Raw genomic sequence first — 14,566 nt, 5'->3', positions numbered from 1 at the left:
CCGGCCAGCACGACCCGGGCACCGCATCCGCTGGACGTGGTGATGGACGGGCGCGACGCGGCAACGGACCTCGAGCTGCTGCGCGCCCACGTCGCCGGTGACCGGGACGCCTTCGCGGTGCTTTTCCACCGGCACCGCGACCGGCTCTGGGCGGTGGCCCTGCGGACGCTCGGTGATCGCGAGGAGGCCGCCGACGCCCTCCAGGACGCCCTGCTGTCGGCACACCGGGCGGCCGGCCGATTCCGTGGCGACTCCGCCGTCACCACGTGGCTGCACCGCATCGTGGTGAACGCGTGCCTGGACCGGATCCGACGCCGGCAGGCACACCCCACCGTTCCACTGCCCGACGGCAACCGGTCCGGCGACGGATCGGGCACCGGCGGGGTCGAGCCGGCCGCGCCGGCGCAGGACCATGACACGGCGCTGGTCGTCCGCGCCGCGCTCGCCGCGCTGCCGATCGAGCAGCGGGCCGCCCTGGTGCTGGTGGACGTGCAGGGCTACCCGGTGGCCGAGGTGGCCCGCATCCTCGGTGTCGCCGAGGGGACGGTGAAGAGCCGCTGTGCCCGGGGTCGGGCACGGTTGGCGGTGCTGCTCGGGCATCTGCGGCCGGCGACGCCATCGCAGCCGGTCCCGGCCGGCCGGAACGCGGACGTGCCCGGCGTCACGCCGGGGAACCCGCGCCCGGCCGAGGGCGTCGGATCGGGGTCGGTTCGGTACCGGCAGGACACCAGCCAGGAGGACGCGTGACGAACGAGGGGTTCAGGGAGGTCGACACCGACCTGCTCGCTGACTACCTCGGCGGCGCGTTGGACGGCACACCACAGCAAGCCCAGATCGCCCGGCTGGTCGACGCGGACCCGGCCTGGGCCGAGGCGTACGCGCTGCTGGCTCCCGCGGTGACGCAGGTCCGCGCCGAGCTGGCCCGCTGGGCCGAGCCCTCCCCGGAGCTGCCCCCGGCCGTCGCCGAACGGATCGCCGCCGCGCTGGCCGCGGCCGACACCCCGACGGACGACGCCTCGGCCACCCTCACCGGCGCCACCGGGTCGCCCGAGCCGGGTGCTCCCGCGACGCCGGTCAGTGTCCCGGCACAGGGCGGGCGTCGCCCCGGCGGCCCGTCGCCGACCGAGTCGGGTCGCGGCAGAGCCACCGGCCCGGGTCGCCGGCAGCGCCGCTGGGCTCGGACCGCCGCTCCGGTGGCCGCCGCGGCGGTCGCCGTCGTCGCGGTCGGTCTGGGCCTGCACCAACTCTCGACGAACACCACGGACAGCGGTGCCATGGACCGTCCGGCCAGCGCGCCCGATGGTGCGGCAGCGGCCGGGGCAGCCCGCACCTCCGGGCCGGCGTTGCACAGCGGAACCGACTACACCCCGCAGACCCTCGGCCAGACGGCGACCACACGGCCGTCGCCGCTGCTGGGGGACAGCAGCGGCGGCCCCCGCGAGCAGCACGGGGTGGACGCCGAAGGGGGTCGACGGCCCGCCCCCGACGGGTCGGACCAGCTGGCTCGGCTGAGCGGCGAGGCGGCGTTGACCGACTGCCTGTCGGCAGTGGCGGCGGAGCACGGCTCGGCCCCGCTGGTCGTCGAAGTGATCGACTACGCGCGGTTCCAGGGCGAGCAGGCGCTGGTGATCCGGTTCACCGACGCGACCGGGGCCCGCTGGGCCTGGGTGAGCGGCCCCGAGTGTGGCGTACCCGGGTCCGGCTCGGACAGCCGGTATTCGGCGCGGGTAGGGTGAATCCGCGGTCGTCGGTGCGATGAGCGTCCACGTGACCTGACCCACGCCGATACCCGGCTCGGGAATCCCCGCTTCGTACGATGACGTTCTGGAAGTCAGCTGCCGGCACCCCCCAGGCGTCGGCACTCGGATCAGCATCGGTGCGCGCGCCGACGCCGAACACACACAACTCGGGAGACGGCAGTGGACGAGGTCCGCAACCTGATCATCATCGGCTCCGGCCCGGCCGGTTACACGGCTGCGGTCTATGCGGCGCGCGCCAACCTGAAGCCGCTGATCATTGAGGGCGTGCAGTCCGGTGGCGCGCTGATGACCACGACCGAGGTGGAAAACTTCCCCGGCTTCGCCGACGGCATCCTCGGCCCCGAGCTGATGGACAACATGCGCAAGCAGGCCGAGCGGTTCGGCGCCGAGTTCCTCACCGACGACGTGACCCGGGTCGAGCTGGTCGACACCGGCGACTCCGGCGCCGGCGCGGTGAGCACCGTGTGGGTCGGCGAGACGGCCTACCGGGCCCGCTCGGTCATCCTCTCCACCGGTTCGGCCTGGCGTCCGCTGGGTGTGCCGGGTGAGCAGGAATACCTCGGTCACGGTGTCTCCTCGTGTGCCACCTGTGACGGCTTCTTCTTCCGCAACCAGCACATCGTCGTCGTCGGCGGTGGTGACTCGGCGATGGAGGAGGCCAGCTTCCTCACCCGCTTCGCCGACTCGGTGACCATCATCCACCGGCGCGACTCGTTCCGGGCCAGCAAGATCATGGCCGACCGGGCGCTGAGCAACGAGAAGATCAAGGTCGAGTGGAACAGCACCGTCGAAGAGGTCCTGGGCGCCGACGGCAAGGTCACCGGCGTACGGGTCCGCAACGTGCACACCGGCGAGACCAAGGTGCTGGACGTGACCGGTGTGTTCGTGGCCATCGGTCACGACCCGCGCAGTGAGCTCTTCCAGGGCCAGGTCGAGCTGGACGACGAGGGTTACGTGAAGGTCCAGGCCCCCAGCACCCGGACGAGCGTGCCCGGCGTCTTCGCCGCCGGTGACGTGGTCGACCACACCTACCGCCAGGCGATCACCGCGGCCGGCACCGGCTGCGCCGCCGCGCTCGACGCCGAGCGGTTCATCGCGACGCTCAGCTGAAACAGGAAACACATCCCGGAGGAGGGCAATAGTGGGAAATACCAAGGCGGTCACGGACGCGAGCTTCGTCGCTGACGTGCTGCAGGCCGACAAGCCGGTGCTGGTGGACTTCTGGGCCGAGTGGTGCGGGCCGTGCCGCAAGGTGTCGCCGCTGCTCGAGGAGATCGCGGGCGAGATGGGCGACCAGGTCACCATCGTCAAGCTCAACATCGACGAGAACCCGGAGACCGCCCGCGCCTACCGGGTCATGTCGGTACCGACCCTCACCGTCTTCAAGAACGGCCAGCCCGTGCAGTCGATCGCCGGCGCCAAGCCGAAGGGCGAGCTGGTCCGGCTCATCGAGTCGGCCCTCTGATCCGCAGAGACACCACCGAACCCCGTACCCGCCCGTCGGGTGCGGGGTTCGCTGTCTCCCGGCCGGCACGAACGGCGTTTTTCCAGGCCGAGCCACCTGGTCGCCCCGGAACGCATAACCTCAAGCCGGGGCCGCCCGGCCAGCCAGATTCGTGCAGAGGGGGTCGTGCGTGCGTCCGATCCGAGCCGGAGACCGGGGACCCGCGGTCACGGAGATCCGTACCATCCTCACCGGCCTCGACCTGCTCGCCGCCGCCGGTCCGCACACCGACGAGTTCGACCTGGACACGGAACGCGCGGTCCGGGCGTTCCAGCAGTCCCGTGGGCTCAGCGTGGACGGCCGGGTCGGCTCGGAGACCTGGGGGGCGTTGGACGCCGCCCGCTGGCGGCTCGGCGCCCGCACCCTCTATCACGCGATCCCCGAGCCGCTCACCGGCGAGGACGTCCGGTCGCTGCAGGAACGACTGCTGGAGATGGGGTACGACGTCGGCCGCGCCGACGCCATCTACGGCATCCGGACCTCCCGTGCGGTGGCGCAGTTCCAGCGCGAGGTCGGGCTCACCCCCGACGGCTCCTGCGGGCCGCACACCATGGACGCGCTGCGCCGGATCGGTCGCAAGGTCGTCGGCGGCCGCCCCCAGTGGCTTCGCGAGTCCGACGCGATCCGCCAGTCCGGGCCGGCGCTGGTCGGCAAGACGGTGGTCATCGACCCCGGCCACGGTGGCACCGACCCGGGCATGGTGGTGCCGGACGGGCCGCTGCGCTGGACGGAGGCGGATCTCGTACACGACCTGGCGAGCAGGCTGGAGGGGCGGCTCGCCGCGTCCGGGGTGCGGGTTCAGCTCACCCGCGGTCCCGCGCCCGACACGTGCCTGCCGGACACCGACCGGGCGCTGCTGGCGAATTCGCTCGGCGCCGACGTCTTCATCTCGCTGCACCTGGACGGGCACGCCAATCCGGACGCGGACGGGGTGGCGACGTACCACTACGGCACCGACAACGGGGTGACGTCGGCGACCGGTGAGCGGCTGGCCGGGTTGGTGCAGCGGGAGATCGTGGCGCGGACCGGGCTGCGGGACTGCCGTACGCACGCCAAGGCGTGGGACCTGCTGCGGCTGACGCGGATGCCGGCGGTCCGGGTCGAGGTCGGCTACCTCACCTCACCCGTGGACCGCGCCCGGCTCGTCGACCCCCGGTTTCGGGACCGGGTGGTGGAGGCGATCGTGGCCGCGGTGCAGCGGATGTACTACCCGATCGAACGGGACGTGCCGACCGGCTCCCTCGACGTCAGCGAGCTGCGGGCGGTGGTGACCGCCGGCACGGTGGTCGACTGACGGCGAGCGCGTCAGCCGCTGGTGGAGCGGGTGGCCGGGGCGGGCCGGACCGGCCGGAGCAGGGTCTCCGGGCTCATCGACCCGAGCAGCTTCTCCAGGGCGTACTCGACGTCGGACTTCCAGCTCAGCGCCGTGCGCAGCTCGAGGCGCAGCCGGGGAAACCGGGGATGCGGACGTACCGTCTTGAAGCCGACGGAGAGGAAGAAGTCGGCCGGTGCCACGCACCCGCCGGCCGGATCGTCCGCGTCACCGAACTTGGCGTCGCCGAACGCCTCGATCGCCTTGATCCCCCGCTTCGTCAGGTCCCGGGCGACGCCCTGCACCAACATGCGGCCCAACCCGCCGCCGGCGAACGCGGCGACCACGTTGGCGGTCATCAACAGGGCGGCGTCGGCGGAGACCGGCGACGTCGGGAAGGCCATCGAGCGGGGCACGTAGGCAGGCGGCGCGTACATCACGAAGCCCGCCGGCATGCCGTCGACGTACGCGAGCTTGCCGCAGGAGCCCCACTCCAGCAGGGTCTGGGAGACCCACGCCTCCTTCTCCAGGCCCGGGTCACCGGCGGCGCAGGCCCGGTCGGCCGAGACCGGATCCAGCTCCCAGTAGACGCACTGGCGGCAGGGGCGCGGAAGGTCCTCCAGCGTGTCGAGGGTCAGGCTGACCAGACGTCGCGACATATGGCGCATCCCCACAATAGGCTCGGTGGTGAGGCCGGCATGGAACGACAGCGCCGCCTTCCTGCCCCCGACGAGCGATCGTACGCCGCCGATCGACCGGACGGGAGGGGACGCGCAAATGCCCACCCCACCGGGGGACGGTCCGCCATGTGGTCGATCCGTCCCGGCGCGGAGGCAGGCTGGCCTGGGCGGACTAGGATCGACATTCGGTGTCCCGTCCGCCATGGTCAGGAGCGTGCGGGGTACCCGGGGCGGGAGCCACCCGAGCTGCGATCGAGGTGAGGTCATGACCGGCACGACACTCGACGACTACACCGACCGGTACGCCCGGCGGGTACGCGGGATGACCGCCTCCGAGATCCGAGCACTCTTCGCGGTGGCCAGTCGACCCGAGGTCGTCTCCCTCGCCGGTGGCGCCCCGTACATCGCCGCGCTGCCGCTCGACGCGGTCGGCGAGATGCTGGGTCGGCTCGGCTCCGAGCACGGTGTGACCACCCTGCAGTACGGCATCGGGCAGGGCACCCTGGAGCTGCGCGAGCGGATCTGCGAGGTGATGTCCCTCTCCGGGATCGACGCCGCGTGCGGCGCCTCGCCCGAGGACGTGGTGGTCACGGTGGGCGGGCAGCAGGCGCTCGACCTGGTGGCCCGGCTCTTCCTCGACCCCGGTGACGTGGTGCTCGCGGAGGGCCCGACGTACGTCGGCGCGCTCGGGGTGTTCCAGGCCGCCCAGGCGCAGGTGGTGCACGTGCCGATGGACGCCGACGGGCTGATCCCCGAGGCGTTGGAGACGGCCATCGCCGACCTCGCCCGTGCCGGTCGGCGGGTCAAGTTCCTCTACACCATCCCCACCTACCAGAACCCGACCGGCGTGACGCTCAGCGAGGAGCGCCGGGAACGCGTGCTCGACATCTGCGAGCGCGCCGGCCTGCTCGTGATCGAGGACGACCCGTACGGCCAGCTGGGTTTCGAGGGTGAGGCCCCGGCACCGCTGCGGGCCCGGCGGCGCGACGGTGTCTTCTACCTCAGCACCTTCTCCAAGACGTTCGCGCCCGGCCTGCGGGTCGGTTGGATCCTCGCGCCCCACGCGGTCCGCGACAAGCTGGTCATCGCGAGCGAGGCGCAGATCCTCTGCCCCAGCGGCTACGCGCAGGCCGCCGTGGCGACCTACCTCGGCACCATGCCGTGGCGGCAACAGCTCAAGGTCTACCGCGAGGTCTACCGCGAACGCCGCGACGCACTGCTCGACGCGCTGGCCGATCTGATGCCCGAGGGCACCAGCTGGACGACCCCGGCCGGTGGCCTCTTCGTCTGGGCCACCCTGCCGGACGGGCTCGATTCGAAGGCCATGATGCCGCGCGCCATCGCCGCCCGGGTCGCCTACGTGCCCGGCACCGGCTTCTACGCCGACGGCACGGGCACCGGCGCCATGCGACTGAACTTCAGCTTCCCGCCCCCGGAGCGGATCCGCGAAGGCGTCCGCCGACTGGCCGGCGTCATGGAGCAGGAGATCGCGACGCGCCGCGTCTTCGGCGCCGTGGGCGGTGCCGCCGGCCGGCGGGGCCGGCCCGGCTCCGACGTGCCGGGTCCCGACTTGGCATGATGCCGGCATGGGTACGACCGCTGCCGAGCGCTTCTCCGTGACCGATTCCGCCGTCGCGGCCGACCTGCGTGTGCTGGTGCTCGCCGGCGGGCTCTCCTACGAACGGGACGTGTCGTTGCGCTCCGGTCGTCGGGTGCTCGACGCTCTGCGTGCCGTGGGCGTCGAGGCCGAGCTGCGGGATGCCGACGTGGCACTCCTGCCCGCCCTCGCGGCCGACCCGCCGGACGCGGTCGTGATCGCCCTGCACGGCGCGACCGGAGAGGACGGCTCGCTGCGGGGAGTGCTGGACCTGTGCGGCATCCCGTACGTCGGCTGCGACGCCCGGGCCTCCCGGCTCGCCTGGGACAAGCCCTCCGCGAAGGCGGTCCTGCGCGAGGCGGGCATCCCCACGCCGGACTGGGTGGCCCTGCCGCACGACCGCTTCTCCGAACTGGGCGCGGTTGCCGTGCTGGACCGGATCGCCGACCGGCTCGGTCTTCCGCTCATGGTCAAGCCGACGCAGGGCGGCTCGGGTCTGGGCGCCGCGGTGGTCCGGGACGCCGCGTCACTTCCGGCCGCGATGGTCGGTTGCTTCGCGTACGACTCGACGGCACTGGTGGAGCGGTACGTGCCCGGCATGGACGTGGCGGTCTCCGTGATCGACCTCGGGGACGGCCCGCAGGCGCTGCCGCCGGTGGAGATCGTGCCGCGTAACGGCGTGTACGACTACGCCGCCCGCTATACCGCCGGTCGGACCACGTGGCACGCTCCGGCCCGGCTGGAGCCGGAGGTGGCCGCCTCGGTGGCCGAGGTCGCTCTCGCCGCGCACACCGCGCTCGGTCTGCGGGACCTGTCCCGGGTCGACGTGATCGTGGACGCCGCCGGCCAGCCGCACGTGTTGGAGGTCAACGTCTCGCCCGGCATGACGGAGACGTCGCTGCTGCCGCTGGCCGTCCAGGCCGCCGGCCTGGACTTCGGCCGCCTCCTCGGCTCGCTGGTGACCCGGGCCGCCGCCCGCCGCACGGCCTGACCCTGACCTCGACCCATCGCACTCCCGCCGGCCGTGCGGTCGGCGGGTGCCGCATCCGCGGACCTCTCGCCAACCCACGGCCGAACCGGCGGTCAGCGTGGCGCGCGTACGTCGGGTGGGATGCGCCCGTCGTCGGTGACGATGGTGGGGGCGCTGCGGGGGGACGGCATGACCGGACCGCGTCGATCGCCTGCCGACTCGGGGGCGTCTTCGGGGGCCGTCGCGGATTCGGCCATGGCTTCGGCAGTCGAGCTGTCGGAGTGCGTCGACGCGGCAGCGGACGCTGCCGTGGCGCCGGTTACCGTGGCGCCGGGGGACGCGGCCCCCGGGCTGGTGTCCAGGGCCGGGGTCTTCGGGCCGCCGTCCCCGTCAGCGCCAGGGTCGGGGGCGTCGGCGTCGGCGTCGCTCTCGACTGCTGGCTCCGGGATCTCCTCGGCCGCCTCGATGACCGACACGACCTCCTCCTGGGCGGCTGCGGCATGGGCAGCCGCCGCAGCGGACTGGGCCAGCAGGCTCGACGGCGCCTGCCACTGGATGCGGGGCGGCTCGGCCAGCGGCCGGCCACCGAACTCGGCGAGCCAGGCAGCGACGAGCGCCAGATTTTCCCGCCACTGCGCCTCGGAGATCGGCGGCAGGATCGAATCCCACAGGGACAGGAAGGTCCCTCGCAACTGAAGCCGGCCGTACGGTCGAGCCAGGAACCACATGTGCAGGTGGGCGGAGCCGTCGCCCCACCGGTTGACGTGCACCCGCGCCACGCCGTCCAGCGACCGGATGGCCCGCTCCAGACGTACGGTCATCACGCCCAGCTCGGCGGCGAGCAGATTCGGCAGGTCACCCAGGTCGAGGTGGGTCCGCGATTCCAGGATGAGCACCATCGGCAGGCCGGTCGGCCGGTCCATGGCGCGGACCCGCCACCGTTCTCCCACCCAGATGTAGGCGTCGTCCGGCGCGTTGCAGGCGGTGCATTCCCGGAGGCCCTCGCCCTTGCGTGGCGGTTCGACCGGGACCGGGTCGTCGAGCTGCTTCACGCGGAGGTCACCCTCGAAGGGAAACGAGGGCCACTGGGTGAAGTCCGGGACTGAGGGAGGGGTGTCGTGCACGACGCTGACCCTAACCGAGTCTGGCACCGCTGTCCCCTACCTGTTCGACCGGTCCCGACCCTCCCGATCAGCGTTCATCGTCGATCGCTGTTCCCGTCAGCGCTGACCGCCGGAGCGATATCCACAGGCTGCCGAGAACGCGAACACAGGCCGTCATCCACAGGCTGGCACCCGCTTTCACGCGGGGTTTCACGTGAAACGAGGGGTGCCTGTGGACAACGGGTGTGGATAACTTTTCGGCCCCTCAGTCGTTGCCGGCGTACCCCGTCGTCGCCGTGTTGGTACCGGGCGGCACCGAGGTCGCCTCGCCCGGAGGGTTGGGGCCTTGGCGGTGTGCCATGTGCCGGCGGGGCCGATGCTTGCATGGTCGCCGTTTCACGTGAAACGGGTGGCTCTGGCTCAGCCCCGCGACGGACGCCCTTCAGGGCAGACGAGCAGGTGCCCCGTGCGGCCCCTCAGTGAGCCGCTGCCGTCCCGAGGACGGAGAGGGGTGCCTCGGGTCGACCCGGCGCCCTGCGAGCGCCCCTCGGCGCCCGTGTAGGTCATCCGCCGTCCGGTCTGCCCTCGCGGGTCTCGCGCGCCGTGGGCTGGTCGGTTCCGTGCTCTGCTCCAGCTGACTCGGTGCTGCTGTCCTCGCTGATTCTGCACGGCTGAACCCGCACGGACATCGCGCGACCGTCGGCGCTCACTCCGCGCCACGCTCGCCAGCTTCGCGAGCGTGGGCCCACACTGACTTCGCGGTCGACCCACGCTGCGCTTCGCGCAGCCGGCGCTCGGCCTCTCGGGCCCGTCGACTCCCCAGGATCCGACAGCGCCCCGTCGAGGGACCGGCCGTCCCGGCCCAGATCTGGCACCGCGCCACCGAGGGCCGACCGTCCCGCCGCAGTTCTGGCGCCGCGCCGCCCAGGGGTCGACCATCTCGGTCTAGGTCTGGGCGCCGCGCCACCGAGGGCCGACCGTCCCGGCCTGGATCTGGCACCGCGCCGCCGAGGGGCCGACTATCGCGGCCCAGTCCTGGCACCGCGCCGCTGAGGCGTCGACCATCCCAGCTTAGGTACGGGCAGCGCGTCGCCGAGGGGTCGACCACTTCGACTTACCGAACTCTCGTGTGCCGCACCGAGATGGCACCGGTTCATGCGCTCGCCGCCAGGCACCTGCGGCCGAGCCGGCACCCGGGGCCGGGGGCTGGCCAGCCGAGAGCGAACAGGTTCTGACCGCTGAGCGCGTGGTGCCGTTTCACGTGAAACGGGGACGGATGCGGAACGGCCGCGCACCCCGGGGGGACGCGCGGCCGTAATGGGAGACGGGACGCTCAGTCCTCCGTCTCTTCCTCCTCCTGCGGCACGCCGATGATGCCGACGATCCGCTCCAGGTCGTCCACCGTGGCAAACTCGATCGTGATCTTGCCCTTGCTCCGGCCGATGTCCACCTTCACCCGGGTGTCGAAGCGGTCCGACAGTCGATCGGCGAGATCCGACAGGGCGGGCGCGTGCGGCTTCGGTCGCCGCTTGGCGGCCTGGCCCTTCGCCGGGCCGTCGTTCAGGGTGAGAGCCACGATCTCCTCGGTCGCCCGCACCGACAGCCCTTCGGCCACGATGCGCAACGCCAACTGCTCCTGGGCCTCCGAGTCGTCGAGGCTCAACAGCGCACGGGCGTGGCCGGCAGACAGGATGCCCGCGGCAACCCGGCGCTGCACCTGGGCCGGCAGGTTCAAGAGCCGGATCGTGTTGGAGATCTGCGGCCGGCTGCGGCCGATCCGGCGGGCCAACTCCTCGTGGGTGGCACCGAACTCCTCCAGCAACTGCTGGTACGCGGCGGCCTCTTCCAACGGGTTCAGGTTGGCCCGATGGATGTTCTCCAGCAGCGCGTCGCGGAGCATGGCGTCGTCGCGGGTGTCCCGGACGATCGCCGGGATGTTCTCCCGGCCCACCGCCTGGGCAGCCCGCCAACGGCGCTCGCCCATCACCAGCTCGTACTTCTCGTCGTCGAGCTGACGCACGACGATCGGCTGGAGGAAACCGACCTCCTGGATCGACGTCTTCAGTTCCTCCAGCGCCTCCTCGTCGAAGACCTGGCGGGGCTGCTTCGGGTTCGGCACGATCGCGTCGACCGGGATCTCCGCGAACCGGGCACCCGGCACGGGACTGAGCGTGGGCTCGGGCTGGTGGACTGTCGACACGACGGGAGCCGTCGACTGGGTCCCGGCGGTCGCACCGTCGTCGACGTCAACGTGCCCGTTCTCCGGCTCGGCCGTCACGGTGCCGGCGGCACCCGGCACCGGCCCGGTCGGGATGAGCGCCCCCAGGCCCCGTCCCAGACCGCCCCGAGGACGGTTTTTCATGCCACGCCTCCCAGCGACTTGTCCCCACTACGCATTCCGACCCACCGGCTCCTTGACGCCCCGCTCGGCGATCTCCTGGGCGGCCTCGAAGTAACTCGTGGCGCCCCGCGAACCGGGATCGTAGGTCATCACCGACTGGCCGTAGCTGGGTGCCTCGGAGACCCGCACGTTGCGGGGGATGACCGCTTGGAGGACCTTGTCGCCGAAGTGGTTCCGGACGTCCTGCTCGACCGCGTCCGCGAGGCGGGTACGCCGGTCGTACATGGTGAGCAGGATGGTGGACACGTCGAGCTTCGGGTTGAGGTGTTGCCGCACCAGGTTGATGTTGTTGATCAGCTGGTTCAGCCCCTCCAGGGCGTAGTACTCGCACTGGATCGGGATCAGCACCTCCTGCGCGGCAACCAGAGCGTTGACCGTGAGCAGGCCGAGCGAGGGCGGGCAGTCGATGAAGACGTAGTCGAACTGGCCCGGGTAGGCGGCGATCGCGCGGTCGAGGCGCGACTCCCGCGCCACCACCGACACCAGCTCGATCTCCGCGCCGGCGAGGTCGATCGTGGCCGGTACGCACCACAGGTTGGGGATGCCCTCGACCGCCTGCGCCACCTCGGAGAGCGGCACGCTGTTGATCAGACAGTCGTAGACGTCGGGGATGCCGGTGTGGTGCGGCACGTTGAGGCCGGTCGAGGCGTTGCCCTGCGGGTCGAGATCGACCACGAGCACCCGGTTGCCATGCAGGGCGAGTGCCACCGCGAGGTTTACCGTGGTCGTGGTCTTACCCACGCCGCCCTTCTGGTTGGCGACGCACATGACCCGGGTCCGGTCCGGTCGAGGCATGGTCACCTCGCCACTGGGATTCAGGATCTGCACGGCGCGCATCGCCTCCATAGCCAACGGTGGGTCATCCTCTTCGCGCGTCGGGGTTTCACGTGAAACGTACGTGGGATCGGCCGCGACCGCGGCCAGCGACTCGGTCGACGTGACCGGTACGTCCGGGACCACCGGCGCCGCATCGCGTGCCGCCGCTGCGGTCGGCTGGTGCGGCACTGCCGGCTCGAAGCGAACCGCCGCGGCCGTGTTCCGCCGGCCGAGCGGCTGTCGCACCTCGGCGGCGTTGACCGGTCGACTGGGTCCGTCCGATGCTCGACGACCAGCCGTCGGCTCGGGAGTCTCCAACCCGGCGAGGTGAACCGCCGGGTCGTCCCGCGATACCAGCGGATCGCTGTCCGCCGGAGGGGTGGACGCCCCGGTGGCACCGGGCGACCAGCTGGGGTAGTCGGTTTCACGTGAAACAGGGTCGCTGGTTGACCCGGTCACGCGTGGATCGTCGTACCTGCCGTCGTCATGCACCTGTCATCCCTGCCCGCTTCGGATGGTCGGTCCGCGCCCCGGTCAACTTGGCCACACCCGCGCTCGCACCCCGGAGCGTACGGCCCCTCGGGAGCGGTCGGAGTCCGCGACGTCCGTCGGCCGCTCCACATTATCGACGCGCGGTCAGCCTACGGCGGACGGGCGCGGCCGGTCCACGTCGGGTTCTCATTCCCTCGTCCATCCGTACCGGTACAACGAGGCAACCCTCCGACCGGACGCCCGATGGCGCGATGGTCAGCGGCGGCGAGCTCGCCCGCCGCGGGAGCGCTTACTGGCAGCCGGCCGGGCCGGACCGACCATCCGCTCACGGACGATCTCCACCACGGTCGTGGGCGGGTCGATCACCCCGACACCACAGAGGTGTACGGCGGCTTCCCCGCCACCGAGTCGCGCCACGACGTCGGCGTGCTCCTCGATCTCCGCAGCGGCGGACGATCCCTTGAGCGCCAGCAGCCGCCCACCCCGCACGGCCAGTGGGAGGCACCAGGTCGCCAACCGGTCCAGCGGTGCGACCGCGCGGGCCGTCACCACGTCGCCGCTGATCGGTTCCCGGCCACTCGATCCGCTGGCGGCTTCGTCGGCGCGGCCGCGGAACACCCGTACCGACCTGGTCAGGCCGAGCCGCTCAACGACCTCGATCAGGAACGACGTCCGTCGAGCCAGCGGTTCGATCAGGGTGACCGTCAGGTCGGGGCGCGCGATGGCCAGCACCAGACCGGGCAGACCGGCGCCGGAGCCCACGTCGAGCACGCTCGCCCCGGTCGGAATGCGTTCGACCACCGCGGCGCAGTTGAGCAGATGACGGTCCCAGATCCGGGGCGCCTCGCGCGGGCCGATCAGACCGCGGACCACACCGTCGGTGGCCAGGATTTCGGCGTACGCGGCGGCCAAATCGAGCCGGTCACCGAAGAGGGTCAGTGCGGCCGGGGCCAGCTCGGGCGGCAGCGCGACGTCCGACGGCGACGGTGTGCCGTCGGCCGAGGCGGCCGGTGGCGCCGAACCGTCGGCGGGGAGAGCCGAGGACGGGCCGGCGGCAGCCTCGTCGTACCCCGTCGGGTCGGTGTCGGCAGTGGCACGCCGGACAGCGGACGGCCCGGACGGCGTGCCGCCCGGGCCGGTCACGGCGTCAGCCGTGGTGTCGTCGTGGGTCACCCGGTCAGTCCGCCGGTCGCACGACGATGCGCCGGTTGGGCTCGACGCCCTCCGACTCGCTCTCCACGCCGGACATGGCGTTGACGACGTCGTGGACGCACTTGCGCTCGAACGCGGACATCGCCTCCAGGCGCACCGGCTCGCCGTACTCCTTGACCTTCTCGACGGCGTTCTTGGCGACGGCGGCGAGTTCCTTGCGGCGGTTCGCCCGGTAGCCGCCGACGTCGAGCAGCAGGCGGCTCGGCGTACCGGTCTGCCGGAAGACGGCGAGGCGGGTCAACTCCTGGAGCGCCTCCAGGGTGGCGCCGCGCTGACCGACCAGGTTCTGCAGTCGAGCACCGACCACCTCGACCACCGGACGGCCGCCGGCGACCAGTTCGTCGATGTCGCCGTCGTAGTCGAGGATGTCGAGCAGCCCCTCGACGTAGTCGGCCGCGATCTCGCTCTGCCGGAACAGGTCGGACTCGCCCACGGCCTTCTTCTCACGACCACCGGCGGCGGCCTCGGTGTCGTCGCCGTCGGCCTCGGTCTCGTCGTCCTCGGTGTCGTCGCCGTCGACCGCGAGCGTCGCGGTCTCCTCCTCGTCCAGGGACTGCTCGGCGCGGGGGATGCTGGTCTCGGTCACGGTCTCATCTCCGTACTCGCTCGGCCGGACCGTCGGGTCCGCTGGTTTCCCGGGGCCGGCGGGAGGTCGCCGGTGCCCACGGGCACGTCTGTACGGGCAGTGTCGCCCGTGACCGCGTCGTGCGCGGTCGGTT

13 protein-coding genes are annotated in these 14,566 nt (G+C 72.1%); 7 read left to right on the top strand and 6 right to left on the bottom strand.

Features of this window, described 5'->3' with window-relative positions:
* Positions 1-42: 42 nt before the first annotated feature.
* From sigM to ABZU53_RS02215, 5 genes are all read left to right on the top strand, one after another.
* On the top strand, positions 43-747 hold the full coding sequence (gene sigM, locus ABZU53_RS02235; protein WP_354854816.1) for an RNA polymerase sigma factor SigM: 705 nt from the start codon (positions 43-45) through the stop codon (positions 745-747).
* Entirely contained in the window at positions 744-1,736 is a 993-nt protein-coding gene (locus ABZU53_RS02230) for a hypothetical protein (RefSeq protein WP_355063352.1), read from the top strand. Before sigM ends, ABZU53_RS02230 begins: the two co-directional genes overlap by 4 nt.
* 183 nt (positions 1,737-1,919) lie before the next feature.
* Entirely contained in the window at positions 1,920-2,870 is a 951-nt protein-coding gene (trxB, locus tag ABZU53_RS02225) for a thioredoxin-disulfide reductase (RefSeq protein WP_354854819.1), read from the top strand.
* Positions 2,871-2,901: 31 nt separating this feature from the next.
* Entirely contained in the window at positions 2,902-3,225 is a 324-nt protein-coding gene (trxA, locus tag ABZU53_RS02220) for a thioredoxin (RefSeq protein ID WP_007453873.1), read from the top strand.
* A 169-nt stretch (positions 3,226-3,394) separates the two neighbouring features.
* Positions 3,395-4,558 carry an N-acetylmuramoyl-L-alanine amidase gene (locus ABZU53_RS02215; RefSeq protein ID WP_354854821.1) on the top strand — a complete coding sequence of 388 codons (1,164 nt, stop codon included), beginning with the start codon at positions 3,395-3,397 and terminating at the stop codon, positions 4,556-4,558.
* A gap of 11 nt (positions 4,559-4,569) precedes the next feature.
* On the opposite strand, the gene ABZU53_RS02210 is transcribed toward ABZU53_RS02215, so the two are convergent.
* Positions 4,570-5,235, bottom strand: coding sequence for a GNAT family N-acetyltransferase (locus ABZU53_RS02210; protein ID WP_234588686.1), 666 nt, complete (start codon positions 5,233-5,235; stop codon positions 4,570-4,572).
* 286 nt (positions 5,236-5,521) lie between these two features.
* On the opposite strand from ABZU53_RS02210, the gene ABZU53_RS02205 reads away from it, so the two are divergent.
* Complete coding sequence (locus ABZU53_RS02205) at positions 5,522-6,835, top strand: PLP-dependent aminotransferase family protein (RefSeq protein ID WP_355063350.1); 1,314 nt, start codon at positions 5,522-5,524, stop codon at positions 6,833-6,835.
* Positions 6,836-6,842: 7 nt separating this feature from the next.
* Complete coding sequence (locus ABZU53_RS02200) at positions 6,843-7,844, top strand: D-alanine--D-alanine ligase (protein ID WP_354854826.1); 1,002 nt, start codon at positions 6,843-6,845, stop codon at positions 7,842-7,844.
* 92 nt (positions 7,845-7,936) lie between these two features.
* Here the strand turns inward: ABZU53_RS02200 and ABZU53_RS02195 are convergent, their stop codons facing one another.
* The 5 genes from ABZU53_RS02195 to ABZU53_RS02175 all read right to left on the bottom strand — a co-directional run bounded on the left by ABZU53_RS02195 (position 7,937) and on the right by ABZU53_RS02175 (position 14,433).
* A complete protein-coding gene (locus ABZU53_RS02195) occupies positions 7,937-8,947 on the bottom strand; it encodes a hypothetical protein (RefSeq protein WP_355063348.1) in 1,011 nt (336 codons plus the stop codon).
* Between the two features lie 1,312 nt (positions 8,948-10,259).
* On the bottom strand, positions 10,260-11,288 hold the full coding sequence (locus tag ABZU53_RS02190) for a ParB/RepB/Spo0J family partition protein (RefSeq protein ID WP_355063346.1): 1,029 nt from the start codon (positions 11,286-11,288) through the stop codon (positions 10,260-10,262).
* Between the two features lie 27 nt (positions 11,289-11,315).
* The gene (locus tag ABZU53_RS02185) at positions 11,316-12,635 is read right to left on the bottom strand and encodes a ParA family protein (protein ID WP_354854831.1); all 1,320 of its coding nucleotides are present in this window, start codon (positions 12,633-12,635) and stop codon (positions 11,316-11,318) included.
* A 255-nt stretch (positions 12,636-12,890) separates the two neighbouring features.
* Positions 12,891-13,601, bottom strand: a complete 711-nt coding sequence (gene rsmG, locus ABZU53_RS02180; RefSeq protein WP_308195401.1) for a 16S rRNA (guanine(527)-N(7))-methyltransferase RsmG — start codon at positions 13,599-13,601, stop codon at positions 12,891-12,893.
* Between the two features lie 211 nt (positions 13,602-13,812).
* Entirely contained in the window at positions 13,813-14,433 is a 621-nt protein-coding gene (locus ABZU53_RS02175; protein WP_355063344.1) for a R3H domain-containing nucleic acid-binding protein, read from the bottom strand.
* Positions 14,434-14,566: the final 133 nt, after the last annotated feature.

This window comes from Micromonospora sp. NPDC005194, from assembly GCF_040608335.1.
In the GTDB taxonomy this organism is placed as follows: Bacteria; Actinomycetota; Actinomycetes; order Mycobacteriales; family Micromonosporaceae; genus Micromonospora.
Note: the sequence above shows the minus strand (reverse complement) of the source record. Positions and strands in the feature narration are given on the sequence as shown.